Origin of the sequence: Vibrio sp. SCSIO 43136 (assembly GCF_023716565.1) — a bacterium.
Lineage (GTDB): Bacteria > Pseudomonadota > Gammaproteobacteria > Enterobacterales > Vibrionaceae > Vibrio.
This window is the reverse complement of record NZ_CP071848.1, coordinates 2,658,287-2,685,267: the sequence shown is the minus strand read 5'-3', so window position 1 is coordinate 2,685,267 and position 26,981 is coordinate 2,658,287. Positions and strand designations below refer to the sequence as shown.

Annotated in this window: 20 protein-coding genes; 13 read left to right on the top strand and 7 right to left on the bottom strand. The window is 47.1% G+C overall.

Annotated features, from left to right (window positions below):
• Nucleotides 1–12 precede the first annotated feature (12 nt).
• Nucleotides 13–1,530 (top strand): CYTH and CHAD domain-containing protein, encoded by a 1,518-nt coding sequence (locus J4N39_RS12615; RefSeq protein ID WP_252019969.1) that lies wholly within the window; start codon nt 13–15, stop codon nt 1,528–1,530.
• Between the two features lie 129 nt (nt 1,531–1,659).
• Here J4N39_RS12615 and J4N39_RS12610 read toward each other — a convergent pair whose 3' ends face one another.
• Both J4N39_RS12610 and J4N39_RS12605 read right to left on the bottom strand, forming a co-directional pair.
• On the bottom strand, nt 1,660–2,337 hold the full coding sequence (locus J4N39_RS12610) for a hypothetical protein (RefSeq protein ID WP_252019967.1): 678 nt from the start codon (nt 2,335–2,337) through the stop codon (nt 1,660–1,662).
• Nucleotides 2,258–3,238: a hypothetical protein gene (locus J4N39_RS12605; protein WP_252019965.1), complete on the bottom strand. Its 981-nt coding sequence runs from the start codon at nt 3,236–3,238 to the stop codon at nt 2,258–2,260. The genes J4N39_RS12610 and J4N39_RS12605 overlap by 80 nt, the downstream gene beginning before the upstream one ends.
• A gap of 450 nt (nt 3,239–3,688) precedes the next feature.
• Between J4N39_RS12605 and J4N39_RS12600 the strand changes: the two genes are divergently transcribed.
• From J4N39_RS12600 to hldE, 3 genes are all read left to right on the top strand, one after another.
• Nucleotides 3,689–5,290, top strand: coding sequence for a methyl-accepting chemotaxis protein (locus tag J4N39_RS12600; protein WP_252019963.1), 1,602 nt, complete (start codon nt 3,689–3,691; stop codon nt 5,288–5,290).
• Between the two features lie 92 nt (nt 5,291–5,382).
• Complete coding sequence (gene glnE / locus J4N39_RS12595; protein ID WP_252019960.1) at nt 5,383–8,229, top strand: bifunctional [glutamate--ammonia ligase]-adenylyl-L-tyrosine phosphorylase/[glutamate--ammonia-ligase] adenylyltransferase; 2,847 nt, start codon at nt 5,383–5,385, stop codon at nt 8,227–8,229.
• A gap of 95 nt (nt 8,230–8,324) precedes the next feature.
• Nucleotides 8,325–9,755 carry a bifunctional D-glycero-beta-D-manno-heptose-7-phosphate kinase/D-glycero-beta-D-manno-heptose 1-phosphate adenylyltransferase HldE gene (gene hldE, locus J4N39_RS12590; RefSeq protein WP_252019958.1) on the top strand — a complete coding sequence of 477 codons (1,431 nt, stop codon included), beginning with the start codon at nt 8,325–8,327 and terminating at the stop codon, nt 9,753–9,755.
• Between the two features lie 69 nt (nt 9,756–9,824).
• Here hldE and J4N39_RS12585 read toward each other — a convergent pair whose 3' ends face one another.
• Both J4N39_RS12585 and tolC read right to left on the bottom strand, forming a co-directional pair.
• A complete protein-coding gene (locus tag J4N39_RS12585) occupies nt 9,825–12,164 on the bottom strand; it encodes a hypothetical protein (RefSeq protein WP_252019956.1) in 2,340 nt (779 codons plus the stop codon).
• 244 nt (nt 12,165–12,408) lie between these two features.
• Nucleotides 12,409–13,716 carry an outer membrane channel protein TolC gene (gene tolC / locus J4N39_RS12580; RefSeq protein ID WP_252019954.1) on the bottom strand — a complete coding sequence of 436 codons (1,308 nt, stop codon included), beginning with the start codon at nt 13,714–13,716 and terminating at the stop codon, nt 12,409–12,411.
• A 223-nt stretch (nt 13,717–13,939) separates the two neighbouring features.
• Between tolC and nudF the strand changes: the two genes are divergently transcribed.
• The 6 genes from nudF (at nt 13,940) to parC (ending at nt 20,866) form a co-directional block, all read left to right on the top strand.
• Nucleotides 13,940–14,575 carry an ADP-ribose diphosphatase gene (nudF, locus tag J4N39_RS12575; RefSeq protein WP_252023742.1) on the top strand — a complete coding sequence of 212 codons (636 nt, stop codon included), beginning with the start codon at nt 13,940–13,942 and terminating at the stop codon, nt 14,573–14,575.
• The gene (locus J4N39_RS12570) at nt 14,576–15,004 is read left to right on the top strand and encodes a DUF1249 family protein (protein WP_252019952.1); all 429 of its coding nucleotides are present in this window, start codon (nt 14,576–14,578) and stop codon (nt 15,002–15,004) included.
• Between the two features lie 45 nt (nt 15,005–15,049).
• Complete coding sequence (gene cpdA / locus J4N39_RS12565; protein WP_252019950.1) at nt 15,050–15,865, top strand: 3',5'-cyclic-AMP phosphodiesterase; 816 nt, start codon at nt 15,050–15,052, stop codon at nt 15,863–15,865.
• Between the two features lie 2 nt (nt 15,866–15,867).
• The gene (gene yqiA, locus J4N39_RS12560) at nt 15,868–16,452 is read left to right on the top strand and encodes an esterase YqiA (protein ID WP_252019948.1); all 585 of its coding nucleotides are present in this window, start codon (nt 15,868–15,870) and stop codon (nt 16,450–16,452) included.
• A gap of 251 nt (nt 16,453–16,703) precedes the next feature.
• Nucleotides 16,704–18,584: a DNA topoisomerase IV subunit B gene (gene parE / locus J4N39_RS12555; protein WP_252019945.1), complete on the top strand. Its 1,881-nt coding sequence runs from the start codon at nt 16,704–16,706 to the stop codon at nt 18,582–18,584.
• Nucleotides 18,585–18,586: 2 nt separating this feature from the next.
• Entirely contained in the window at nt 18,587–20,866 is a 2,280-nt protein-coding gene (parC, locus tag J4N39_RS12550; protein ID WP_252019943.1) for a DNA topoisomerase IV subunit A, read from the top strand.
• Between the two features lie 134 nt (nt 20,867–21,000).
• Here the strand turns inward: parC and degS are convergent, their stop codons facing one another.
• From degS to zapG, 3 genes are all read right to left on the bottom strand, one after another.
• Nucleotides 21,001–22,065: an outer membrane-stress sensor serine endopeptidase DegS gene (degS, locus tag J4N39_RS12545; RefSeq protein ID WP_252019941.1), complete on the bottom strand. Its 1,065-nt coding sequence runs from the start codon at nt 22,063–22,065 to the stop codon at nt 21,001–21,003.
• A gap of 113 nt (nt 22,066–22,178) precedes the next feature.
• Nucleotides 22,179–23,546, bottom strand: a complete 1,368-nt coding sequence (locus J4N39_RS12540; protein ID WP_252023740.1) for a Do family serine endopeptidase — start codon at nt 23,544–23,546, stop codon at nt 22,179–22,181.
• 127 nt (nt 23,547–23,673) lie between these two features.
• A complete protein-coding gene (gene zapG / locus J4N39_RS12535) occupies nt 23,674–24,120 on the bottom strand; it encodes a Z-ring associated protein ZapG (protein ID WP_252019939.1) in 447 nt (148 codons plus the stop codon).
• A gap of 262 nt (nt 24,121–24,382) precedes the next feature.
• On the opposite strand from zapG, the gene zapE reads away from it, so the two are divergent.
• The 3 genes from zapE to rpsI all read left to right on the top strand — a co-directional run bounded on the left by zapE (nt 24,383) and on the right by rpsI (nt 26,559).
• The gene (gene zapE / locus J4N39_RS12530; RefSeq protein WP_252019937.1) at nt 24,383–25,498 is read left to right on the top strand and encodes a cell division protein ZapE; all 1,116 of its coding nucleotides are present in this window, start codon (nt 24,383–24,385) and stop codon (nt 25,496–25,498) included.
• A 224-nt stretch (nt 25,499–25,722) separates the two neighbouring features.
• Complete coding sequence (gene rplM / locus J4N39_RS12525; RefSeq protein ID WP_252019935.1) at nt 25,723–26,151, top strand: 50S ribosomal protein L13; 429 nt, start codon at nt 25,723–25,725, stop codon at nt 26,149–26,151.
• Between the two features lie 15 nt (nt 26,152–26,166).
• Entirely contained in the window at nt 26,167–26,559 is a 393-nt protein-coding gene (gene rpsI / locus J4N39_RS12520) for a 30S ribosomal protein S9 (protein WP_252019933.1), read from the top strand.
• Nucleotides 26,560–26,981: the final 422 nt, after the last annotated feature.

The window sequence follows — 26,981 nt, the reverse complement described above, 5'->3', positions numbered from 1 at the left end:
AAAGGTAGAGTTATGGAAACCGAGATAGAACTGAAGTTTTTTGTTTCACCCGAATTTTCAAAGACTTTAATTGAAAAAATCGCCGATGAAAAAGTGCTTCAGCACAGCTGCCGAGAACTTGGCAACACCTACTTCGATACTCCTGACAACTGGTTACGCCAAGCCGATATTGGCCTGCGTATCCGCCGCTTTGATGATGTGTTTGTACAAACGGTCAAAACTGCCGGCCGTGTGGTCGCAGGTCTCCACCAGCGTCCAGAATATAACGCCGAGCACAACAGTAACTCGCCTGATTTAGCGCTTCATCCACAAGATATTTGGCCTCAAGGACGCAGTGTTGAAGCATTGCAAAGCCAATTGATTCCGCTATTTTCTACCGATTTTACTCGTGAGCAATGGTTACTCAGCATGGCTGATGGTAGTCAAGTGGAAGTAGCCTTTGACCAAGGGGTCGTCACCGCTGGTGATAAGCAAACGCCAATTTGCGAAGTCGAGCTTGAATTAAAATCAGGCCAAACCGACGCATTGTTCAATCTCGCTCGAACCTTATGTGAAGAGGGCGGTATTCGCTTGGGTAACTTAAGCAAAGCGGCGCGAGGCTACCGTTTGGCTCAAGGTTATGAAGGCGATGAAGTGGCTGCGCTCGATTTAGTCGGCACCTTACCGACCGATAATGCTGAATACTGCTTTATCCAATCGCTAGAGCATGCGTTGGAACACTGGCATTACCACGAGCAAATCTATTTTGAACGGGACTCATTTGCCGCTTTGCACGAGGTAGCGAACTCGATTCGATTCATTCGCCAGATCCTTACCGTGTTTGGCGGTATTGTACCGCGCCGAGCCAGTGCACTGCTGCGCCAAGAACTCAAATGGCTTGAGCAAGAGCTGGGTTGGATCGCTCAAGCGGACTATCTTGACGAACTCATGGACGATAAGGGCCACGTGCTGCGCAAACTCGATGCGCGTAAATGGTTAGTTGAGCAGTTGGCAGAAACTAAAACCGAGTTACCTGAGCGCGAAGATATGCTCACACTATTCCAATCGGGGCGTTATGCGGGGCTGCTGCTTGATTTGAGCCGTTGGATCTTATCCAGAGGTTGGCAGCCATTTTTGGACGATAAAGCCCGCGACAAAATGGCGCAAAATATCGTGCCATTCTCGGCCAAACAGTTAGACAAGACGTGGGCTGAGCTACTAGAAGCTTTCCCTCCAGAACGCCAACTGAACCGCCAAGAGTACATTGATCAGCAGTACCGCTTGAGCCGCAGTTTATATACTGGTCTGTGTTTTGCTGCGCTCTACGACTCAGGCATGCGTGAACAATTTCGCTTGCCGTGGGCAGACCTTGAGCAAGGTATTAATGAACTTCAGCGCTTAGCGCCACTCGCCAATTTGCTTGACGAGCTAAAAGATGATGAATACAAGCAGCTTGAGAAGTGGTTATTGCGCCAGGAAAGCTCAATCCTCCACGCCATGGAGCAAACCCGAGAAATGGGTATCGATGCAGAACCTTATTGGCGTCGATAAATACCTAAATTGAAAAAACGGCCTGTTATCGCAATAACAGGCCGTTTTTATTTGATAAGACACCTTTAGAGGAGGATCTTTTCGCCGTTCGCCGTTCGCCGTTCGCCGTTCGCCGTTCGCCGTTCGCCGTTATTCTTTTCGCCCTTTCAAAATCGCCTCAATCCTCGGATGCAGTCCAGCGCCATGCTTATGCTCGTATTCATCACGCTTGATATCGTTAAGGTTCTTGACCGACTCTCTTGGCAACATCAGCTCTGATGCTTCTGTCTTCAACAATCCACGCTCTTCAAGGCGCTGCGCTTCGAGGTAGTATTTCTTGAATCGCTCATCCAATCGATACTCAGGTAGCTGCTTGAGATCGAAGGTTTTGTTTTGTACTAGCCACTTCTCGACACGGTTGGCAGGTTTGCTGGTCATGACACGCAAACGGCTATCGAGCAGCTCTTCTGCGGTCAAAGAGTCTCGTAGCACCCACAGTTCACCCATTTGTGGGGGCCATGCATTGCCTAATTGAATCCGCTCATGGCAGTGCTTAAGCACTCGGTTGAGGCCATTGTCATCGATAGATTGGGCAAAGGTGACAAACTTGCCACTCGGCATGCTGCCATACTGATGCTCCCACATGGTCTCGTAGATGCTTAAAAACGAGCCAAACACATGGTTACACCAGTCTGAAATAGTCTCTTCGTAAGGCTCGTTGCTCTGTTCGATGATAGGCAGCGCGGGCTCAGAAGGTTGGCTTTTTGCCTTGTTGGATGAGGTTCTGTCGGAAGCGCTCAGATGGGCTAAGCTTTTGTCGATTCCCATTTCCCGCAGCTTGTCCTGAAGCGCCATTAAATCCTGAGGACCCTTTTCTTGCTTGTCTCTCTTCATTCATTTTCTCGTTGGTTAGCCAGTATCTTAGCTTGCTTTCAAGTTTGCCTATGGTCATGAGTTCATTGGCTTTAGATTTGTGCCACAACACGAATTTTTGCCATATCAGTTGCGGTTCGGTTTGGATGGCTGAAAACTTAAAGGCTTTCTCTGCCCAAGCTGGAATGTTGAGCTCATCCAAGTCGTGAGTGGATAGATAGTTACCACCATCAGACTCACCACGAAAACTTGCCATTGCCCCTTTGGTACTTTGCACTGTCGGCGGTGGGGTATGCATCGGTGTTTGGCGTTTTCGTTCACTTAACCAATCCCTAAGCACACGTTCTTGCCTAGCCATTGGGTAGGTGATGAGGGTTTGCGCACCAATGGCATCACAAAATTCTTGCCAGCACTCTTTTTGCTCGGCCAGTGTGCGAATACCATTGAATCCTAGTTCAGTGCTGGCCCAATTTGGCATAGGTGGTGCCATTGCACTTTGGCTCGGCACTTTTGGTGCTGGATTGTAAACCGGAATTTGCCTCGGTTCAGGTGACTGTTCGTATGTTTCGGTTTCAGGTGTTTGCGGCGTGGCCAAATGCAACTGGCAATGATGCACTTCAACTCGAGCTTGTTGGCTGGTCCCAGTTTTTTCAAGTAAACCCAGGCCACCGAGTGTGCCCATCAAGTTCGCCACTGCCATTTCTGAGGCAAAGCCACACGCATTCGCCGCTTCACTCAACGTAAAGCTCACTTTTCCGTGCTGATCAGTAATGTTGGCAAGATACAGAACGAGAAGTTTTTGGTTTGGGTCATCTAAGCTCAGTTGCCAGGCTTGATGGGTAAATAAGGCGCTCAACTACAACTCTCAAATTCAAGGCAGATATCTTTGCAATTGTAATTCAGACCGCCAGTAATTAGTAGCGCAGACTTTGTGACTGCGTTGTGATGTGGCTGGTCTGAGGTCACAGAATAAATCATACAAATATTTATTGATTAGCTCACGAGTGGGGGAGTGATAGCTGGGTCTCAGTTTTAGGGTATGGAGCTAAAGCTTATCAAGCTGTGGTCGATGTAATGGTTTGCAACCAATTCCCTATGTGGAAGCGTCGATTGAAGGGTAACAATTTGGTTACGATCACAAATTGTAGAATTGCCTGGCCATTTTTGACCAATAGCTCAAAGCTTGTGCAGCCATTTTGTTATCATGCTGGCTTTATACGAGGCGTGAAATAAATAAGCGCACAAGAAAAAGGACAACCAACTACCCTCGGTTGGTGAGGTTTAACACTAATTTGGAGTACCGTTTATGGCGAGTTTAACTTTTAAGCCATGGGAGCGTGTCATTACCGATTTTCGACTAGTGCCTAAGATGGTGCTGTTGATGGTATTTAGTACCGTGCTGATCGTGGCTAAGCAACTCTGGGATGCAAACACCTTTTATTACTCGCTAATAGACGTGCAAAAAGAGCAATCAAGAAACATTGCGAATGCTCAAGCGAGGTTTCTTGAACAGATGTTTTCTCAGAACAAAGAGGCTACTTTAACCTTTGTAGATAAAACACTATCAGTTTCCTCTTCAGCTCAAGATTCGTTATTTGTCTATGTGGTTAATATGGATACGGGTGCCGTATCAGGGCACCCACAGGCCAGCAAGTTGAGTGACTTGAACCAAACCACGGAGCTGGGTCAAACCATTAACCAACTCTTGTCATCGGGCAACACGAGCAGCAGTTACCAAATTGGTGATGAAGGTTCTGTTGAGTATGCTGCCAAACTGCAATCAGCGAACTGGTACGTTGTCGCCTCTCAAGGTTCGGAAGTGGCGCTGGAGCAATATAACGATTATTTAGTGCAAGTGGTTTGGCAAACTGCTTTGATGGTCGCAGGTTTTATCGTTTTGTTGCTGGGCACTGCGGGCATCATGCTTAGACAGATCGAGTTTCTGACCAAATCAATCCGTGCCATGGCATCGAAAGATCTCTCAACACCGTACGAGATGAACTGTAAAGACGAGTTTGGCGAGGTTGCTCGTGAGATTGAAAAGACTCGTTTGCAGCTGCAAGACGTCATCAAAACACAAGTCTCTTCTTCTCAGGAGCTTTCTGCGCTGACGGAAGTGATGACGCTTAGCATGTCTGAAACTAAAGAGTCAGCTCAGGAAGAGTTTAACGAAATTGACCAGTTAGCCACAGCAATGAGTGAGATGACGACGACGGTGCAGACGGTTGCAGAGCATGCGCAAAATGCCTCTAGCGTAACTGAAAGTGCTTCACATCAGGCGCAGCAAGGCCAACGTTTCGTGATGGACTCTGTAGGCAAGATGAATGAGTTGTCGACCGATATCTCGCAGTCAGCCCAAGCAATCAATGAGGTGGAAGAACGAGTTGAATCCATTGGCAGCGTCGTAGGCACTATCCAAGGTATTTCTGAGCAAACTAACTTGCTGGCACTGAATGCTGCGATTGAGGCGGCTCGCGCAGGCGAAGCAGGTCGTGGCTTTGCCGTGGTGGCCGATGAAGTGCGTAATCTGGCGCAGCGAACTCAACAGGCAACGGTTGAGATCCAAGAGATGATCACCCAGCTGCAAACCAGTGCCAATAGTGCGGTTGATCTGATGGAGAAAAGCGTCGTAGAAGCGGCCGAAGGCGTTGAGCTAGTCACCAATGCGGGTACTGAACTCGATGGCATTGTTGATCAAGTCACCCAGATTAATGACATGAACTTCCAGATCGCCTCAGCAGCAGGTCAACAAAGTACAGTAGCTGAAGAGATGAATCAGAACTTGACCAATGTACGCGAGTTGGTGGAAGCCTCTGTCGTGGTAGTGACTGAGCTGCTTGAAACTTCAGAAGTCATGCAGAGTAACGCCGAAGAGCTGGACGGCAAAATTCACAGTTTTAAAGTCTGATCGACTTTATTAATCAAACTCTTGAAGCTCACCTTACTAGGTGGGCTTTTTTTGTTAAGGTAGCTAGTAACGTACAGTGACAAGGATAATCCATGGAACATCCGCAACTTCTCAAGCAGCAAGCTGCTGACGCTATCGAAAAAATCGAAAACCTCTATCCAGACGTATTATCAAATTGGCCTAGCACTACTCGTCATGAACTGGATCAAGTTTTGGGATTGAGTGATTTTATTTCAGAGTCTTTGCAACAAGATGAGAAGCTGTGCCAGCGTTTGCCAGAGATGCTGAGTGTGCAAAATCGGTCTGAAGATTACCGCGACAAGTTGGCTCGTCAGCTAGAAAAATGTCAAGACGAACCGAGCATGCTGCGTCGCTTACGCCAATTTCGTCGCCGCGAGATGGTCTATATTGCTTGGCGTGATTTCGTGCATTCTTGGAGTCTAGAGCAGAGCTTAGCGCATTTGTCTGAACTGGCAGAAGCCATGATTGTTGAGACCTATCGTCACTTGTATAAAACGTGCAGTAATGAGTGGGGCACACCTTGTAACGCTCAGGGTGATGCTCAGCCAATGCTGATCATCGGTATGGGTAAGCTAGGGGGAGGCGAACTCAACTTTTCATCGGATATCGATCTGATATTTACTTACCCAGAAAATGGAGAGACTCAAGGGGCGAGACGATCCATTGATAACTCGCAATTTTTCACCCGTCTCGGCCAGCGCTTGATCAAGGCGCTGGATCAGCAAACGTTTGATGGTTTCTGTTATCGGGTTGACATGCGTCTGCGCCCGTTTGGTGAAAGTGGTCCATTGGTGATGAGCTATGCCGCGTTAGAAGATTATTACCAAGAGCAAGGACGTGATTGGGAGCGTTATGCCATGGTCAAAGCTCGGGTGATGGGCAAAGAGATGTATCCCCAGTACCAAGAGCTGCGTCAGATGTTGCGTCCTTTTGTCTTCCGTCGCTATATGGACTTTAGTGCGCTGCAATCACTGCGCCGAATGAAGTCGATGATCACCAGTGAAGTGCGCCGCCGCGGTTTGACCAACAATATTAAACTAGGGGCAGGCGGTATTCGCGAAGTAGAGTTCATCGCTCAGGTGTTTCAGCTGATCCGTGGAGGTAGAGAGCCTTCTTTGCGTCATCGGGGGTTATTAGAAACCCTCGACTCGATTGAACAGCTAGAGCTGCTACCAGTGGAAGAAGTCACTCAACTTCGTGATGGCTATTGTTTCTTACGCCGCCTTGAGAACCTCATTCAAGCCTTAGCTGATAAACAAACCCAAACCCTGCCAGATAAAGCGCTCGACCAAGTGCGTTTGGCCCATGCCATGCAAGTAGAGAGCTGGGAGCAATTGTTTGAGCAAATTCAGCGCCACATGGCCGCCATCCACCAGGTATTCGAGCAATTGATTGGCGATGATGAAGAAGAGGAAAGCGAAGTTCTAACGCACTTCAAAGAGCTGTGGAATATGGCTGAGAAGCCGGAAGTGCTAGAGCATATTCTGGCGGAAGACCTGCAAGTGAGCTCACCTCAGCAGGCGGTCAGTACCTTAATCCAGTTTAAACAAGACTTGGCGAAAAAGACGCTAGGTCCACGCGGAAGAGAAGTGTTGAATCGCTTGATGCCGAAGGTGTATCAAAGCGTTTATAACCACAAAGACTCAGAGTTTGGCCTGCCACGTGTGTGCTATTTACTTAATCGCATCGCAACTCGAACCACTTATTTAGAGCTGCTTGATGAACACCCTGCCGCATTAACCCAGCTGGTGCGTTTGTGTACGGCAAGTCCGATGATTTCCGAGCAGCTTGCTCGTTACCCAATCTTGCTTGATGAGCTGATTGATCCTCAGCACCTCTATAATCCGATTGCTTTGGAAGATTATCGCACTGAGCTGCGTGATTATCTTGCCCGTATCCCGCAAGATGATATGGAGCAGCAGATGGAAGCGCTGCGTCAGTTCAAACAGATCTCAATTTTACGCATAGCGGCAGCGGATATTGCCGGGGCACTGCCAATCATGAAAGTCAGTGACCATTTAACCTATTTAGCTGAAGCTATCGTTGACGCTGTCGTGAACCAAGCTTGGATGCAAATGACCGAGCGCTATGGTAAACCGAACCATCTCGGCGACACTGGTGATAAGGGCTTTGCAGTGATTGGTTATGGCAAAGTTGGAGGCTGGGAATTAGGTTACAACTCAGACTTGGATATTGTCTTTATTCATAACTGTCCCGATAACAGTTATACCGATGGCAAGAAAGACATTGATGGTCGCCAGTTCTACCTAAGATTGGCTCAGCGCATCATTCATATCTTCTCCACCCGTACCGCATCTGGGACCTTATACGAAGTGGATACCCGTCTGCGCCCATCTGGCGCTTCTGGTTTGTTGGTGACGCATATCGATTCATTTGACGAGTATCAGCATCAAGAAGCGTGGACGTGGGAACACCAAGCGCTGGTGCGTGCGAGAGCTATTTTTGGCGGCCAAGAACTGATCGATGCCTTCAATCAAAGCCGCGCTAAGGTGATGCAATTAAGCCGTGAAGCAGAGTCACTTAAAGTCGATGTAGTGAAGATGCGTGAAAAAATGCGTGATCATCTGGGCGGTAAGAAAGAGGGGCGCTTCATGCTCAAGCAGGACGTTGGAGGTATTACCGACGTTGAGTTTTTAGTGCAATACTTGGCGCTTCTCAAAGGTGGTGAACTTCCGCTTATCTACAAATATTCAGATAATGTGCGAATTTTGGAGATGGCGTCGGAATTAGATCTGTTGCCTGCTCAACAGGCTCGTCAGCTGGTCAATGCATACACTAATATGCGCGATGAAATTCACCGCCGTAACTTACTGAATTTAGATGCCGACGTCGATTTGTCTCGTTTTGAGCAAGAAAGGTCGGTAGTGACCCAAGCTTGGCAAGAGTGGTTGGGGTAATTTAGCCTAAACTGGATAACAAGCGGCGAGTTAGAGGCTTGTCGCTACAATGCGGTGTGATACCATGCTCCGCAGCAGAATTATTGGAGAAAACTATGAAACCCATTTTGCCTGATTACGCTGATGCAGGCGTTCTGATCATTGGTGATGTTATGTTGGATCGCTACTGGTATGGCCCTACGGGGCGTATCTCACCGGAAGCCCCAGTACCAGTGGTTAAAGTTGAAGACAACGAAGAACGTCCTGGCGGTGCGGCGAACGTAGCAATGAATATCGCTGCGCTCGGCGGTCATGCACATTTGGTTGGTTTAACAGGTCAGGATGAACCAGCAGAGACACTGGCGGCCAAACTTGAGTCGCTAAAAGTGAACTGTGATTTTGTTAAGCTTGCGGATTACCCAACCATCACCAAACTGCGGGTGATGAGTCGTGGTCAGCAGCTGATCCGTCTTGATTTTGAAGACAGCTTTAAAGATACCGATCCTGAGCTCGTTTTAAGCCGTATGGAACAAGCACTGCCAAACGTGCGCTCGGTGATCTTATCGGATTACGCAAAAGGTGCGCTAGAGCACGTTCAATCGTTCATCCAAAAGGCTCGAGCTGCGAGCGTTCCTGTCTTTATCGACCCAAAAGGGGCAGATTTTGAGCGCTATCGCGGTGCCACTTTACTTACGCCTAACATGGCGGAGTTTGAGCTGGTGGTGGGTAAAGTTCAAGATGAACAAGAACTGGTAGAAAAAGGTCTTGCTCTGATTGAAGAGTTTGATTTTGAAGCGCTGCTTGTTACTCGCAGCGAGCACGGTATGACGCTGTTGCGACGTGGTGAGAAGCCATTCCACCTACCGACGTTGGCAAAAGAAGTGTATGACGTAACAGGTGCGGGTGATACGGTGATCTCCGTGCTTGCGGCCTCGGTTGCGGCTGGAAAACCTTTAGAAGAAGCTTGTGCGTTAGCCAATGCAGCCGCAGGTGTTGTGGTCGGCAAATTGGGTACCTCGACCCTGTCTACTATTGAACTTGCAGAGGCGATTCACGGCAGTCAGGACACAGATTTTGGCATCATTTCTGAAGCAGATTTGATTGAAGCAGTTAAAAAGGCCCGCGCTAAAGGTGAGAAAGTGGTGATGACCAACGGCTGTTTTGACATCCTTCATGCTGGTCATGTCTCTTACCTGAACCACGCTGCTGAGCTTGGTGATCGCCTGATTGTTGCGGTGAATACTGACGAGTCGGTTAAAGCGCTTAAAGGCCCAGGTCGCCCAGTGAACCCAACCGACCGTCGTATGGCGGTACTAGCAGGCTTAGGCGCTGTTGATTGGGTGGTTCCATTTGGTGAAGAAACGCCGCAGCGTCTTATTTCAGAGGTGCTGCCAAGCTTGCTAGTGAAAGGTGGTGACTACAAACCTGAAGAGATCGCAGGTGGTGAAGAAGTGATTGCCGCAGGCGGTGAAGTGAAAGTGCTTAACTTTGAAGATGGTTGTTCAACCACAGAAATCATTGAAGCGATCAAAGGTGGTCGCGGGTAAAGCGCTCTAGAGGCTTAGATAGTTAAAATGCCGCTCAATGAGCGGCATTTTTATCATTTAAACAATAGGTTATTGTTTAGTTACTTCAGCCAATTTAGCTTGTGCTTCTTCTAAAGTTTGGAAGAAATATGCAGGGTGGCTTTCCCACCAAGCAAAATGGGTCAAGAAACTACCACTATCGGTATCTATGCTCACCAAAGGCAATCTAACGCTATTGTAGCAATTGTACTGGTTCAGACAGATAGAATCTGTGCCATCAGGGGTCAAAGCGAAAAGTGCACCTGGCTCGGCTCTCCAAACAAGATTGGTGTCCTCTTGAGTGAGAGCGAAGGATTCCAACTCCCAGGTTGGGTTGCTATCAAGTGCATTTTCAGAGCTTACCACGTACCAAGTTCTCGCATCGCCATCCGAATCATAGATGAAACTGTTAGAAAATATGAGTCGATTGTAATCGTTGAGCCCAGGCAAGTTGCTTTTATTGATGTTACTTAATGTCGTGCCACTGTTTACTAGCGAGACTACTTTGTCAGCAAGATTGCTGACATCTCGGCTATGCCACTCGGAAAACTCATGACCAACCCACAGGTTGTGTTTTGGCGAATCTAGCTGCCAGTAAGTCACTTTTTGCCCTGTACTTTGCTCGTTGACGGTAAAGTCTAATTCTTCCACAGCAAAGTGGGTCCAGTTAGAGGCTTCTATAGTTAATTCGTCACTGATATATTGATAGCGAGCGCTGTACTCATGGAATGGGACCTTAGGAAGAGCCGCAGCATTGGTTTTCAGATCAAGCGCATAACGCTTCCCTGATACTGTCTCCGTCTTGACGCCTCCAACCATCTCAGTAAGCGTTTCCCATTCATACCAGTAGTCGATCAATTTGCCATTATCGTAGCGGTAGTCGGCATACTCTTCCCAAACATCATCGCTACGCTGTGCCCAAATTGGCTTGGCTTCTTTGACTAAGCTCGCCCCTGTCGCAAAGCTGGTTTTCTCGGATACTTCATTGATAATTCCATCAGCCCCCCAGTCTTTTTCCACCTTGTGGGTTGTGCGTTCATCGGTAGTTACCTTAACGCGATTCTCCGCAAAATATGCCTTGGACTCTTTAACAGAAACAAAGTCTGTAGGCTTATATTCTGAGTAGTTGTAAATGTGGATGAGTTCGCCTGAGTCGACTAGTTCAGTTTGCTCTAGTTTACTTTGCACCATGTCGAGCTGGCTCATATCCCCTGCTTTAACGGCGGCAACTAGATCGATATCATCGTAATAGCGCTTCAGGTCGGGCAGGCTTGGGTCATCATCACTCGGGTTGCCTTCATCAAAGTATTCAAGATATTGCTTATAAGCACCGTTGTCATAGGACTGGCCGACGGAGTAGGCTTGACCAAAGAACTTTCTCTCCCCATCGCCATTTTTGTCGATGTTGTACTTAGTTAGAGAGGTGAACTTGCCAGTGCTATCGATAGTCTCGGTGACTTCGACAGTTTCATAGATCAAAGGCTCATCGTTACTATTCGTTTTTAAGGTGTATTTTTCATCACAAAAGAACTTAGTGATGCTCTTCTCGATAAGTTTCGACCCGTCCTCATTTTTAGTCGTGATCTCTTGCCATTCGATCAGTAGATGCAAAAGCTCACCAGTATGCCACTCCACAAAGCTTTCTCGGTGAGAGCCGACTTTGACCAACTGTCCTTCTTCAGCTTTTTCTTTAGCTTGTTGATGACGCTTATAATCGTTTTGCTGTTCGTTAACACGCTTCACCGCTGTAGCACTTAGCTCCTTAATCAAGCTCTTATCGACGCTGCTCTCATCGAGAAAATCACCGAATAGTGCGTCCTGATTATCGATGCCGTACTGGCTTGCAAGCTCAGACTTAACGCTATTTACTTGAGCGACCAACTTGTCAGCGGATGTCTCACCAGAGGCTACTTGTTCAATAAGCTCTTCAACTTCAGCGACTAAGTCGGTTGTAAATGGTGTGATTGATGCTGGTTTTGGGGTGCTTTTAACATCAAGCTCACCAAGCGGAAGCGAAGATAGTTGTACTGGTGACTCATCGAAATTTTCACCTGTATCGATATCTATTGCACCTTCACCGATATAGGCTCGAAGAGGGGCTTTTGCCGCTTGAGCAACAAGCTCTTCTAGCACCTCGATACTATAGCTACCACTGCTATCTGAAATGGCTTTAGGTTCCCCCTCGTCCCATTGACCATTTACGTTTAAATCCAGGTAAACCATTGCACCTTGAATGTAGCCATCGATTACCTTACCAGTCACGTTAACAGAGGTCGGAGTGACAGGAGACGGGGTGTCTCCACCACTTTCTCCGCTATCGCCACCACCGCCACCACAGGCGATTAAGGTTGAGGCAATTGAAATAGCAAGCAGGTGCTTCCTGACGTTCATATACATACTCCATATGTGGTTATATTTTTCGTAAGTAAATGTATTCATTGCCATTCGCGCATTTTTTGATCGCGGGTAGAGTTTGAAAAGGTGGGAGAACTTAATACCAAGTGTGTGATATTAAGTGTGTTTTTGTGCAACTAATTTATTATTTGTTTACAAAATGAAACATTCATAGGGGAGGTGAAAAAAAACCGCTCGAATGTGAGCGGTTTGGTCGGTGGGGTGGAGTGGAATCGGACAATTATTGCGCCGATTTCAGCCCTGCATTGATGTCTAGGATCTCTTGCTCGCTTAGAGTACCAACTGCTTGGCGCAGAGTCAGAACGCTAATGATGTAGTCGTAACGTGCGTTTGAAAGGTTACGGTTTGCATCGTATAGGCGGCGAGTTGAGTCAAGTACGTCAACGATGGTACGAGTACCTACTTCAAAACCTGCTTCAGTGGCTTCAAGTGCAGATTCAGCAGAAACTACCGATTGCTCATAAGCTTTTAGCGCACCGATGGTTGCGTTGATGTTGTTGTTTGAAGCGCGAACTTCTTTTACAACACTGCGGTAAGTTTGCTCAAGGTTCTGGCTTGCAGCAACGTAGTTAGCTTCCGCTTGTTTGGTTTGTGCGGTCGTGCGGCCACCAGAGTATAGAGGCACAGACAGGTTGATGCCGACATTGAATGCATCAGTCTTACCTTCGTTGATGCCTTTATCAACGTCTGAATGGTTGTAACCACCGTCAAGAGTTAGTGATGGTAAGTGACCAGAGCTTGCAAGAGCAATTGAATCTTTTGCGATATCTTGAGCAATCTTTTGCGCAAGTAGCGTCAGGTTCTTCTCTTCTGCTTCTTGAATCAAAGCATCTGTTGACGCTTTAGTTGGTTGTGCAGAGAAGCGCTCAGTATCTAGAACGTCTAAGTTATCGTGCTGTTCACCTGTGATTTCACGAAGTGACTCATAACTGTTGATCAGGGTGTTTTCTGCCAACACTTCAGATGCTAATACGCTATCGAATTGTGCTTGAGCATCATGTACGTCAGTGATAGCTGATAGGCCTACTTCAAAACGTTGTTTGGTTTGCTCTAGCTGACGAGCTACTGCGGCTTTTTCTGCTCGTACAAACTCAAGGCTATCTTGCGCACGAAGTACTTCAAAGTATGCGCTTGCTACTCGCAAGATCAGACCTTGCTGTACAGCGGCAAAAGAAGAGTCAGACTGACGCGCTGTTTTTTCTGCTTGGTCCAGTGTTACCCAACTTGCACGGTTGTACAGTTCTTGGCTAAAACCTACGCCTGCACCAAGTTGGTTGTAGTCTGCATTGTTGCCTTTAGCCGTGACTTTGTTGATGTCGTAAGAGGCGGTCAGGTTAACTTGTGGCAGTAGGGTACTGCGAGAAATATCGATGGCTTCAAAAGCTGCATTTTTACTTGCTTCAGCAGCTAGCAACTGTGGGTCGTTCTTTTTTGCCAGCTCGTAAATTTCTGTGATGCTGTCTGCGTATGCAGACGTTGCCATGCTGCCTAGTGCGGCAGTGATAAATAGTGGAAGCAGCTTTTTCATTGTGCTTTTCCTTTGCCTTTCAATATTAATGAGATTCAGTGAGTGTAACGTATTTAGCTATTCAACGTACAAATAATCGCATGTCTCGTAGTTTGCTGTCCAGTTGTGCAGTAAAAAACTTTCGAAACTGAAATTTTTTTGCAATCATTATCAAAAAAGTTGAATGCCATCGTTGGTTGTATCCGCATCTAAGAGTAGTATTTGAGCTACACAGATGCAGGAGATGCAAATGTCTGATAATGAATCACAGCAGTTTACTCAACGTGATGTAAAAATCATCTCAAAGACCACAATTTTTGACGGTTTTTTTAAGATGGTCAAATATCGAATCAAACACCGCTTGTTTGCTGGTGGTTGGAGTGGCGAATTTGAGCGCGAACTTTTTGTTCGTGGCCCTGCAGCAGCTCTGCTGCCTTATGATCCTGTTCGTGATGAGGTGGTTTTGGTTGAGCAGTTCAGGGTTGGTTGTCTTAATGATGAGAATCCTTGGCAGCTCGAAATTGTCGCAGGGATCATTGATACCGACGAGTCTGCTGAAGAAGTGGTTAGACGTGAAGCTATGGAAGAAGCTGGTGTGAAAGTAGAAATGGTTGAACCTGTAACCAGTTATTTCCCATCTGCTGGTGGTTGTGATGAAAAGTTATTTGTATTTGCAGGCAAGGTTGATGCAACGAGCGCATCCGGAATTCATGGCTTAGACTATGAAGATGAGGATATTCGTGTGCATGTGATGCCACGCACGAAGGCTTATGACTTAATTGCCCAAGGCAAAATTGAGAATGGCGCTTCAATCATTGCTTTGCAGTGGTTAGAGCTTCATCATCAGGAACTAAAAACTCGCTGGACTGACGAACAATAAATGATAGAGCAAAAGCCATATCACGTAGACCTTGCGGCGTTAATGCGGGTTTACGAGACAAATTACGCCAAACTGAACGCTTTGCTGCCAAACCAGCCGAGCGTTGGAGATGTGCGTTCTTATCAAGTGGCTGACCTTGCCTATCAGTTAGAAGTGAGTGAAGTAACCAAATACACCACCTTAATAGATGTGTGCCAATGTGACGAAGTGCCAAGTTTTCCTCTGCCGAAGATGACTGTTCGTTTATATCACGATGCTCGAGTTGCAGAAGTGTGTGCTAGTGAACAGATTTCACGGGTCCAAGCTCGTTACGATTACCCTAATAAAAAAATGGCACAGAAAGATGAGAAATTTCAGCTAAATCGCTTTTTAGGTGAGTGGCTAACTTTCTGCTTAAAAAACGGTATAAGCCGTGCGCCAATATTTTAATTTGAGAAAGTCTAGTTTGAGAGAGATTAAAGTCGGGTCTTTGTTTTGAGATTAACTACCAATTCGGATCAATGCGTATCGTTGTTGCAAATCACCGATACGCATTTGTTTGAGCCAGAAGATGGCTCATTACTAGGAGTTACCACGTTAGATAGCTTTCGGGCAGTAGTAGATGCTGTTGCCTGCGAAGATAAGCCTTTCGATGCCATTCTTGCCACTGGTGATATTTCCCAAGATCACAGTGAGTATTCCTATCAGCGGTTTGTTGACGGTATAGCTCCGTTGGAGAAGCCGTGCTTTTGGTTGCCGGGTAACCATGATTTTAAACCCAGCATGGAAAGCGTATTCCCAGCTCAGCAGGTGAATGCTTTATCTCACATATTGCTTGGAGAGCACTGGCAAGTGGTGTTATTGGATAGCCAAGTAGTAGGCGTGCCTCACGGACGTTTGAGCCAAGAACAGCTCTCCTTGTTGGATGACAAACTGTCACAGCATCCGCAGCGACATACGCTAGTTCTGCTTCATCACCATCCATTGTTGGTTGGAAGTCAGTGGCTAGATCAGCATACTTTGCATGACAGCGAGCAATTTTGGCAGGTGGTGGATAAACACCCTAACGTTAAAGCGATACTGTGTGGTCATGTTCATCAAGATTTCGATAAGCTGCGAAACGATGTGCGTGTAATTGCTACACCATCGACCTGCGTCCAATTTAAGCCGAATTCCAGCGATTTTGCCCTCGACGATGTTTCTCCGGGATGGCGATACCTAGATTTGTACCCTGATGGTAAGGTTGAAACCCAAGTGGGGCGTTTAAGCTCTGGCTGCTTTGTGCCTGATTTCGCATCAGGAGGGTATTGATAGTGAGCAAACCGCCTTTATTGCTCTATATCCATGGATTCAATAGCTCTCCTAAATCGATGAAAGCCAACTTGATGCGAGATTATATTGCACAGCATCGCCCTGATATTCGTATCGAAATTCCACAAATGGCTTGTTTTCCTGAACAAGCAGCGCAGCAGCTGCTTGATTTGGTTAAGCAGTATCAAGCAGACTATCGTATCGGCTTAGTGGGCAGCTCCCTTGGTGGGTATTTGTCGACTTGGCTGAATCATCAGTTTGGCTTCAAAGCGGTGTTGGTTAATCCAGCCGTTAAACCTTATGAGCTGCTAGTCGATTATTTAGGTGAGCAAACCAACCCGTATACTGGACAAGAATACATGCTTGAGAGCAAGCATATTGATCAGCTCAAAGCGCTAGACACTCCTAAGCTGAACCGAGTCGAAGACTTTTGGTTATTGCAGCAGACGGAAGATGAGGTGCTAGATTATCGCCAAGCGGTCACAAAATACCAAGGGGCGAAACAGAGTGTTGAGCAGGGCGGTGACCACAGTTTTGTGGGCTTTGAGCGCTACTTGGGGCAAATTATCGATTTTCTAGAGCTATAAGCTTGGCGCTAGCTATTTATTCCAGACCTGCTTAATAAAACCACACAACTTCGGCGGCAGGTCATAAAATTTCCCTTATTCCACGGCTCTAACTTGACATAGTTGCATCGGTTCCAGACTATGTTCCATCAGAGCTTTCTTGTCATTTGTCATGGCAAATCAGCGGCGACCTAGTTAACCTGTCGCCCATTAATTAGCGTTACAACGCACGTCGCGTTTGTCCCAATTCATATTGAGTAAATTTCCGTATTATGACTGAACAATATAATGCGAAAGACCTGTCGGTTCTTGAAGGTCTCGACCCAGTACGACACCGCCCTGGTATGTACACCGAAACCGAGCGACCAAACCACCTCGCTCAAGAGGTTATCGATAACTCGGTCGATGAAGCCTTAGCAGGTCATGCAAAGAAAATAAAAGTCATTCTCCATGCCGACCAGTCACTTGAAGTGATCGATGATGGTCGTGGCATGCCTGTTGATATTCACCCTGAGAAAGGTATCTCTGGGGTTGAGCTTATTATGACCAAGCTTCACGCTGGCGGTAAGTTCTCGAACGATAACTACAAATTCTCCGGCGGTTTGCACGGTGTTGGTATCTCGGTAGTAAATGCCCTCTCTAAGCGTGTTGAAGTTACAGTAAAGCGTGATGGTCAGGTGCATGAGATTGCTTTTGAACACGGTGTGGCTGTGACCGAGCTTAGCGTAACTGGTAGCTGCGGTATGCGTAATACCGGAACTGCCGTGCATTTCTGGCCCGATGCCTCTTATTTCGACAGCGCTAAATTCTCAGTAATTCGCCTTATCAATAATCTTCGAGCAAAAGCGGTGCTGTGCCCGGGCCTTGAAATCACTTTTAGCGATAAAGTGAATAACGAAGAGCACAAGTGGTTTTATGAAGATGGCCTTAAAGATTACTTGGCCGAAGGCGTAAAAGGCTACGAAGTGCTGCCTGCAGAACCTTACATCGGTGAGTTTACCGCAGAAACAGAAATGGCGACTTGGGCGGTGATCTGGCAGCCGGAAGGCGGTGAGATGATCACCGAGAGCTACGTTAACTTGGTTCCGACCAAACAAGGTGGTACCCATGTTAATGGCCTGCGCCAAGGCCTGCTTGATGCGATGCGAGAGTTTTGTGAGTTCCGCAATTTGTTGCCTCGCGGTGTTAAGCTCACGGGTGACGATATCTTTGACCGCTGTTCTTATGTCTTATCGGTCAAGATGCAAGATCCTCAGTTTGCGGGCCAAACTAAAGAGCGTTTGTCTTCTCGCCAAACGGCTGCCTTTGTTTCAGGGGTAGTAAAAGATGCCTTTAGCTTATGGCTGAATGAAAAGCCTCAGTTAGCTGAGCAGTTGGCAGAAGTTTGTATTGCTAATGCCCATCGACGCATGCGTGCCAGTAAAAAAGTGGTGCGTAAGAAAGTGGCCTCAGGCCCTGCATTGCCGGGTAAGTTGACTGACTGTTCGGTACAAGATCTCGCTCGTACTGAAATCTTCTTTGTCGAGGGTGACTCGGCGGGTGGTTCAGCTAAGCAAGCTCGAGATCGTGAGTTCCAAGCGGTGATGCCACTGCGTGGTAAGATCCTCAACACTTGGGAAGTTTCTGCCGATCAGGTACTAGCATCGCAAGAAGTGCATGATATTTCTGTGGCTTTGGGTATCGACCCAGATAACGATGATCTTAGCGGGTTACGCTACGGTAAGATCTGTATCCTAGCCGATGCGGACTCGGATGGTCTTCATATTGCCACTCTACTGTGTGCGCTATTTACTCGTCATTTCCGCTCGTTGGTGGAAGCGGGCCATATCTACGTTGCTATGCCGCCACTATATCGAATTGACTGCGGTAAGGAAGTGTTTTACGCCCTTGATGATGAAGAGAAAGAAGGGGTGTTAGAACGTCTTTCGAAGAAGACAGCCAAAATCAACGTGCAGCGATTCAAAGGTCTGGGTGAAATGAACCCACTGCAGTTGCGTGAAACTACGATGGATCCAAACACCCGTCGTCTGGTTCAGCTGACCATTGATGATAGCGAAGCGACCAACGAAATGATGGACATGTTGCTGGGCAAGAAGCGAGCGGATGATCGCCGTTCTTGGTTGCAACATAACGGTGATTTGGCTGAGGTTTAACAATGTCTAACGAAATTACATACGATGGCGTTGAACAGTTGCCGATGCGCAAGTTCACGGAAGACGCTTATCTTAACTACTCAATGTACGTCATCATGGATCGTGCCTTGCCATACATTGGTGATGGTCTTAAGCCGGTTCAGCGACGTATTATTTACGCTATGTCTGAGCTTGGTCTCTCGGCGGCGGCGAAATATAAAAAATCTGCACGTACCGTTGGTGATGTACTAGGTAAATACCACCCACATGGTGACTCGGCGTGTTATGAAGCGATGGTACTCATGGCTCAGCCGTTTTCTTACCGTTACCCTCTGGTTGATGGTCAGGGTAACTGGGGTGCGCCAGATGATCCGAAGTCCTTTGCTGCGATGCGTTATACCGAAGCCAAGCTATCTAAGTTTGCTGAGGTCTTGCTTGGTGAATTAGGCCAAGGCACCGTGGAGTGGCAACCTAACTTTGATGGCACGATGAAAGAGCCGCAAATGCTACCTGCGCGCCTACCACACATCCTGCTCAATGGGGTTACGGGTATCGCCGTCGGTATGGCGACAGATATTCCGCCACACAACGTGCGTGAAGTGGCTAACGCCGCTATTCATCTTATCGATCATCCGAAGTCTGAACTTCCGGATATCATGGAGTACGTCAAAGGCCCAGATTACCCAACCGAAGCAGAAATCATTTCCCCGGCATCGGATCTTGAAAAGATCTACCGTACGGGTAAAGGCAGCATCAAAATGCGTGCCGTATGGAGCAAAGAGAACGGTGAAATCGTCATCACTGCGCTTCCTCATCAAGTTTCTGGGGCGAAATTGCTTGAGCAAATTGCTAACCAGATGCGTGCTAAGAAACTGCCAATGGTGGATGACTTGCGCGATGAGTCGGATCACGAGAACCCAACTCGTATCGTAGTGGTGCCTCGCTCGAATCGGATTGACTGTGACCAGTTGATGAATCACCTGTTTGCATCTACTGATCTTGAAAAGAATTATCGTGTAAACCTCAACATGATCGGCCTCGACAATCGCCCGCAGGTGAAAGGCTTGGTGCAGATCCTGTCAGAGTGGATCACTTTCCGTCGTGAAACTGTGCGTCGTCGTTTGCAGTACCGTCTCGATAAAGTTTTGGCTCGTTTGCACATCTTAGAAGGTTTGTTGATTGCTTATCTCAACCTTGATGAAGTGATTGAGATCATCCGTACCGAAGATGAGCCAAAAGCGGTGCTGATGGAGCGCTTCGGTATTACCGATATTCAAGCCGATGCGATCCTAGATACTAAACTTCGTCACTTAGCCAAACTTGAAGAGATGAAGATCCGTGGTGAACAAGACGAGCTTGAAAAAGAGCGTCAGAAACTTGAGCAGTTGCTGGGCTCAGAGCGCCGCATGAACACCCTGCTTAAGAAAGAAATTCAAGCGGATGCTGAGAAGTATGGTGATGACCGCCGTTCTCCATTGGTTGAGCGTTCAGAAGCCAAAGCATTGACTGAGCGTGACTTGGTACCAAGTGAGCCGATCACGGTTGTGTTGTCTGAAAAAGGTTGGATTCGTCACGCTAAAGGCCACGACGTGGACGCCGCTGGCCTCAACTATAAATCCGGTGACAAATATCTTGCCCATGCCCGAGGTAAGAGTAATCAGCAAGCGGTATTTATGGGTTCAGATGGGCGAAGTTACTCTTTAGAGTCGCATACACTACCATCTGCTCGAAGCCAAGGTGAGCCTATCACTGGTCGCTTGAACGTCGCTGCGGGTACTTCGGTAACTCAGGTGCTAATGGGTGAAGATGATCAGCTATGGTTGGTAGGTTCCGATGCGGGTTACGGTTTCGTGTGTAAAGGCGCGGACTTGCTATCGAAAAACCGCAGCGGTAAAGCTCTGGTCAACTTACCAGAAGCGTCAGAGCTGATTGTGCCACAGCCTGTGGCCAATATTGATAGTGATGAAATTTTGGCGATCACGAACCAAGGGCGGATGCTGTTGTTCCCGATTAAAGACCTGCCTCAATTGAGTAAGGGTAAAGGGAATAAGATCATTAATATTCCGGGGGCGAAAGCCAAAGCTCGTGAAGAGTTGGTGTCGCAACTGATTGCCATCCCACAAGGCGCAACAATTACCTTGTATGCAGGTAAGCGTAAGCTTGGTCTCAAACCTGCTGACCTAGACAATTTCCGTGGCGAGCGCGGCCGCCGAGGCAGTTTACTGCCAAGAGGCTTGCAGCGAGTGACTAGAATCGAACTGGAAGGCGATGGAGCCGAAGGTTCGGGTGAGAGTTCAGAGTAAAAAAATAACCGCCAGTTTGGCGGTTTTTTTTTCGGTAAAGGGAAAAGCGGACGCAGGTGCTAACGGACGTTCCACTAACGGCTTCGGTTGGAATGGAACTTAGTTGTTTTTGATTTAATGGCCGTTAGCCGAGATTACCCTTTAGGATCATCCCCAACAATCACATCCATCGTCATCAGTTCACCTTTACGTAATACGGTCATTTTAACCTCGGTGCCCGGACGTAGTTGTGCGACGATTTCTAGTACACTGTCGCGACCGTTGATTTTCTGGCCGTCGATTTCAAGGATCACATCTTGTTTTTGAAAGCCTGCGAGTGCAGCAGGGCCTGTTGGGTCGATGCCCATAACGATGATACCTCCCACGTAGTCACCACCAAGTAAGCGGGCAGAAACAGCGTTGATGTCTTGGCCATCAATGCCGATATAACCTCGGATCACTCGACCATCTGCGATGATCTTTTCCATGATGGTATTGGCTAGCGAGTAGGGGATAGCAAAGGAAATGCCGTAGGTTTCAAGATCGGTTGCTTGTTGGAAAGATGCGGTATTAATGCCGACTAACTCGCCAGAAGTGTTGACCAGTGCGCCGCCTGAATTACCTTGGTTGATAGCTGCGTCGGTTTGAATAAATGCCTGACGACCATCGGCACTGATCGATGAGCGGCCTGTTGCTGAGATAATGCCGAAGGTGGTGGTCTGTCCTAGGTTATACGGGTTACCAATCGCGAGCACAACATCGCCAACGTTAGGTTGATACTCAGGGTTTAGCGGGATAACAGGTAAGCCCGTCATTTCAATTTTTAGTACCGCAATATCGGTGCGTCGATCTTTTCCGATTAGGTTTGCCGCCGAGTAGCGGCCATCTTGCAGTGCAACGATGATCTGATCCGCTTCTGCAATGACGTGGTAGTTGGTGATGATATAGCCTTTTTCGCTGACGATAACCCCAGACCCAAGGCCTTGGGTTTTGAGCTCTAGCTTATCTTCTTTGATGTACTGGCGACTATAAATATTGACCACAGCAGGGCCTGCTCGTCGCACGGCACTGCTAAATGAGACCTGAAGCGCACCTATGGTGCTATCTAAAGAGGGCGTTGGGATATTGAGTGCAGATTGACGCAACGAAGGCACTGATACCAATAAAATGGCAGCAGTCGCTAACCCTAATAGTGTCGATCGCATAATGAATTTGACCATAGCGTCCTCAGGTCGAGTTAAATCCGTGAATAAAAAAGGATATCACTGGTTTAGGCATAAAGAAAAGGGAAGCGGTAACAACCGCTTCCCTTAATAGTGTAAAGGGTGGAGAATTAGCGAATTACGAGATAGAGCGTACGCTCACCACGCTGGATATTTAACGCCAGCACACCCGGTTTCTTATCAACGATGGCGCGCAGTTCAACTAAGTTCTTCACGCGAACACGGTTGACGCCAATGATGATGTCACCTTTTTGTAGCTGATAAGCTTCTGCTGCTGAGCCTTTGGCAACATCCGTTACCTTAACCCCTTGAATATCGTCGCTTGAGTCGGTGTTGGCAAGCTCTGCACCGGTTAAGCCTTCGTGAAGTTTTTCCGCTTTGGTCTTAACGTCATTGGCTTCTTGCAGTGTTACGTCAAAGGTTTGCTTTTTGCCATCACGAACGACGCCTATGGTGATCTCTTTACCAGCACCAAGGCTGGCAATTTTGGCCCTTAGCTCACCAAAGGTGGAGATTTTCTTATCGTTAAGCGAGACGATGATATCGCCAGCTTTAATACCTGCCTTGTCTGCGCCACTTTCTGGCACCACTTGGCTGACGAATGCCCCCTTGCTGGACTTGTAACCGAGCGCTTCGGCGAGTTCAGCATTGAGTTCACCCCCTTGAACCCCGAGCATGCCGCGTTTCACTTGACCGTGCTCTAGGATCTGGTCGGTGAGGTTCTTCATCATGTTGGCCGGGATAGCGAAGCCGATGCCGACATTGCCACCGTTTGGCCCTAAGATGGCGGTATTAATACCAATAAGTTCGCCATTAAGGTTGACTAGTGCACCACCTGAATTACCACTATTGATAGCAGCATCGGTTTGAATGAAGTTTTCAAAGTTTTCGATGTTTAATCCGCTGCGACCCAGCGCAGAAACAATGCCGGAAGTGACAGTTTGACCGAGGCCGAATGGGTTACCGATAGCAACAGTAAAGTCACCAACCCTTAAATGATCTGAGTCTGCCAGTTTTATTTCAGTCAGGTTATCGACTTCTTCAAGTTTTATCAGCGCCACGTCGGCCATTTCATCGCCGCCAACGAGCTCTGCGTCATACTCGCGGCCATCATGAAGTTGAACTCTGATTTCGTCAGCGCCTTTGATGACGTGGAAGTTTGTGACGATATAACCTTCATCTGCATCAATGATGACGCCGGAACCAAGGCCACGGAAAGGTCGCTCCTGCATCTGTTCGGCAGGGAAGTCGGGTCCAAAGAAGAAACGGAATGCATCAGGAACTCGCTGCTGGGAAACTTGCTTGCCTTCCACGGCGATACTAACGACAGCGGGAGTGACTCGCTCTAGCATGGGAGCGAGGCTAGGTAATTGTTCACCACTCACAGCCACGGGGAGTGCGGCTTGAGCAGAAATTGGGGTGATGATGGAACTTAAGCTAAGCGTCAATGCAGTCAAAACGAGCATAGGTTTTTTCATCATAAGGCTCCTTTCTGTTAGGTAAAATTATGACTCAAGCCATGACATAAAGTTCCACTGCTCATTTTTCAACCCCTAGAAAAACAAAAAAGGGAGCCGAAGCTCCCTTTTAAATCAAGGTTTTGGATTAAGCGCTCTTTTTCTCAATCACAGTTTGCGGATTCTCAATGATCTCTTTTTCTTCGTCTTTGAGCATTCCAGTTGCGCCATGAGCATAATCTTTTGGTTGAGCTTCAGGACTTGCCTCTTTTTGCTCTTCTTTTGGTTGAGCATCGGCCACGGCCTTGATGAACGGGTTGTCTTGCTCAGGCAGATTTGGCAACAGTTCCGCTGAGGTAGTGGTCATGTGCTGGTAAAGTTTGGTGTAGTCTTTACCAAGCACATCCAGCAGCTCTGCTGTTTGAGAAAAATGGTCTGCAAGCTCTTGTCGCTGCTGTTCCAATTCAAACTTTGCGCTATCGAGTTCTTTTTGCACCGACTTTTGCTTATTTGCATCCGGTGTCATAAAGCGTGAAAGGGCGTAACCGATGATTAAACCGACAACTAAGCCAATCACTGCATACATCCAAGGCATACATGCTCCTTTTTAACAGTTGAATACCCTATCAATGGAGATTGATAGTGGTGGGAAATCTGTAACGTTTTATTGTTCTTTTCGGGTAGTAAATCACGAATATGGTGATTGATGCGGATTTAGATTTTTAAAATGTGATCCGCCAAATGTTACTGTAACGTTACCTGTAAAGCGGGCTCATGGTACTATGAGTGCCACAACCAATAAAGAAAAAAGCGCCCAAGGATAAGGGGATAGAGTACTTTGTACCTGATTTGAGCCTATGCAAAATCTAACGCCTAAACAACAATATTTGAAAGATATCAATGACAACGGCTTTGCGGAAGACGAGGCGCAGTGGCGAGCGGTCGAAATGCTCGACAGATTGTTTCAAGATATTATCCACTATCAAAACCAACCTAGGGCAGAGCTGCCAACCTGGCAAAAATGGCTGGGTAAAAAAGCTGAGCAGCCTAAGCCGCCTCAAGGGGTATATTTCTGGGGAGGCGTTGGTCGAGGCAAAACCTATCTAATGGATACCTTTTACGAGGCCTTGCCCACATCTCGCAAATCTCGCATGCATTTTCATCGTTTTATGCACCGTGTACACGATGAATTGACCGAGCTTGGCAACGTGGAAAATCCGCTCGAGAAAGTAGCCGATCGTTTCAAAGCGGAAGTGGATATTATCTGTTTTGATGAGTTTTTTGTCTCCGACATCACCGATGCGATGATTTTGGGCACTTTGATGCAGGCTCTGTTCGCCCGCAATATCGTGTTGGTCGCAACGTCAAACATTCCGCCAGATGATCTGTATCGCAATGGTTTGCAGCGTGCGAGGTTCTTGCCGGCTATTGAGTTGATTAACCAAAACTGTCAGATCCTCAATGTGGATAGTGGGATTGATTATCGATTGCGAACTCTGCAACAAGCCGAGATTTATCATTTCCCTTTAGATCAGCAAGCTGGGGAAAACCTCGAAAAGTATTATCAGCAACTGATAGGTCATCACGACTACACGGCGCAAAAAGTGATAGAAGTTAATCATCGCCTATTGGAAGTGGTGAATGCGCACGATGACGTATTGTATGCTTCATTTGCTCAGTTATGTGAAACTGCCAGAAGCCAAAATGACTATATCGAGTTATCTAAGGTCTATCATACGGTGTTGCTGGCTTGCGTCCCACAAATGGGAGCGACTAAAGACGATGCTGCAAGGCGTTTTATTGCGTTAGTCGATGAGTTTTATGAGCGAAAGGTCAAGCTGATTATCTCGGCAGAAGTTGCCATGGATGAACTCTATACTGAAGGGCAATTGAGCTTTGAGTTTAAACGTTGTCAGTCACGTTTGACGGAAATGCAAAGTCATGAATACTTGGCTTTGGCGCATCTAGCCTAGCGATCTCACCAAAAGTTAAAAAAAACGTAGAAAAAATTGACTTTTTTGCACGAAAAGAGGTGATTTTTTCTACGGACTTCCCTATAATCCTGCGACCCACCGTTACTGCAGACCCTTTTGGGGTCGAGAGTGCCACCCACTCGAAGGGGTGATGACTGGGCTCTTAGACAGTGGGAGCATATTGCTCCTTAAGTGTAAATTTTAATTAACGGGTTATTATTAGCATGAAAACTTTCGTTGCTAAACCAGAAACTGTAAAACGTGACTGGTATGTTGTAGACGCTGAAGGTAAAACTCTAGGTCGTCTTGCATCTGAAATCGCTTCTCGCCTACGTGGCAAGCATAAAGCTGAATACACTCCTCACGTTGACACTGGTGATTACATCATCGTTGTAAACGCTGAGAAAGTTGCTGTAACTGGTAACAAAGCTAAGGGTAAGGTTTACTACCGTCACTCTGAGTTCCCAGGTGGTCTAAAATCAATCACTTTTGAAAAGCTGATCGATCGTAAGCCTGAGATGGCTCTTGAACTAGCAGTTAAAGGTATGCTACCACGTGGTCCTCTAGGCCGCGCTATGTACCGTAAGCTGAAAGTTTACGCTGGTGCTGAGCACAACCACGTTGCTCAACAACCACAAGTACTAGACATCTAATTGGGGATTTCGAAAATGGCAGAGAATCAATACTACGGCACTGGCCGTCGCAAAAGCTCAGCAGCTCGTGTTTTCATCAAACCAGGCAGCGGCAACATCGTAATCAACAAGCGTACGCTTGAAGAGTACTTCGGTCGTCCAACTTCTCGTATGGTTGTTAAGCAACCTCTTGAGCTTGTTGAACTAGCTGAAAAACTTGACCTATACATCACTGTTAAAGGTGGCGGTATTTCTGGTCAAGCTGGTGCGATCCGTCACGGTATCACACGCGCTCTTATGGAATATGATGAGACTCTACGTCCTGCTCTACGTGCAGCTGGTTACGTTACTCGTGACGCTCGTTGCGTTGAACGTAAGAAAGTTGGTCTACGTAAAGCACGTCGTCGTCCACAATTCTCTAAGCGTTAATTTTCCTGCGACTTTGTCGCTCGAACACTACGCTCTGGCTTCGGTCAGATTGTGGAATCAAAAGCTCGGCTTATGCCGAGCTTTTTTGTATCTATCCACTCCCACATTTTTATACTAAAACACGATTTTCCCTTCGCAGACTATTTCTCTTCGAGCACATATCATTGCTATTACAATATTGTAAAAAACTCCAAGTTTTATAGTCAGAATTCTTGCTCGAAAGCACAGTTAATGTGCCCTCAATCACCGCTAACTTACTAACCCGACACGGATCACATTCACTTATCCTTCCTTTTGTGACTTCACTGGCGATTTACCTCACAGATGTTACAAAAAGGTAGCTTTATCTTGTCAAAAAGTAGGGTTTTCTTTATCATTTCTCATCAAAATAAATACAACTAAGTTCGTGATTTGTTAGCCAT

Excerpts from the sequence above, each read along its gene's own strand:
- J4N39_RS12610 (WP_252019967.1), bottom strand. The coding sequence starts at position 2,337 with ATGGGAATCGACAAAAGCTTAGCCCATCTGAGCGCTTCCGACAGAACC.
- rplM (WP_252019935.1), top strand. The coding sequence starts at position 25,723 with ATGAAAACTTTCGTTGCTAAACCAGAAACTGTAAAACGTGACTGGTAT.
- J4N39_RS12615 (WP_252019969.1), top strand. The coding sequence starts at position 13 with ATGGAAACCGAGATAGAACTGAAGTTTTTTGTTTCACCCGAATTTTCA.
- glnE (WP_252019960.1), top strand. The coding sequence starts at position 5,383 with ATGGAACATCCGCAACTTCTCAAGCAGCAAGCTGCTGACGCTATCGAA.
- degS (WP_252019941.1), bottom strand. The coding sequence starts at position 22,065 with ATGGTCAAATTCATTATGCGATCGACACTATTAGGGTTAGCGACTGCT.
- rpsI (WP_252019933.1), top strand. The coding sequence starts at position 26,167 with ATGGCAGAGAATCAATACTACGGCACTGGCCGTCGCAAAAGCTCAGCA.
- J4N39_RS12585 (WP_252019956.1), bottom strand. The coding sequence starts at position 12,164 with ATGAACGTCAGGAAGCACCTGCTTGCTATTTCAATTGCCTCAACCTTA.
- J4N39_RS12570 (WP_252019952.1), top strand. The coding sequence starts at position 14,576 with ATGATAGAGCAAAAGCCATATCACGTAGACCTTGCGGCGTTAATGCGG.
- parE (WP_252019945.1), top strand. The coding sequence starts at position 16,704 with ATGACTGAACAATATAATGCGAAAGACCTGTCGGTTCTTGAAGGTCTC.
- nudF (WP_252023742.1), top strand. The coding sequence starts at position 13,940 with ATGCAAATGTCTGATAATGAATCACAGCAGTTTACTCAACGTGATGTA.
- J4N39_RS12540 (WP_252023740.1), bottom strand. The coding sequence starts at position 23,546 with ATGAAAAAACCTATGCTCGTTTTGACTGCATTGACGCTTAGCTTAAGT.
- zapG (WP_252019939.1), bottom strand. The coding sequence starts at position 24,120 with ATGCCTTGGATGTATGCAGTGATTGGCTTAGTTGTCGGTTTAATCATC.
- tolC (WP_252019954.1), bottom strand. The coding sequence starts at position 13,716 with ATGAAAAAGCTGCTTCCACTATTTATCACTGCCGCACTAGGCAGCATG.
- hldE (WP_252019958.1), top strand. The coding sequence starts at position 8,325 with ATGAAACCCATTTTGCCTGATTACGCTGATGCAGGCGTTCTGATCATT.
- zapE (WP_252019937.1), top strand. The coding sequence starts at position 24,383 with ATGCAAAATCTAACGCCTAAACAACAATATTTGAAAGATATCAATGAC.
- parC (WP_252019943.1), top strand. The coding sequence starts at position 18,587 with ATGTCTAACGAAATTACATACGATGGCGTTGAACAGTTGCCGATGCGC.
- J4N39_RS12600 (WP_252019963.1), top strand. The coding sequence starts at position 3,689 with ATGGCGAGTTTAACTTTTAAGCCATGGGAGCGTGTCATTACCGATTTT.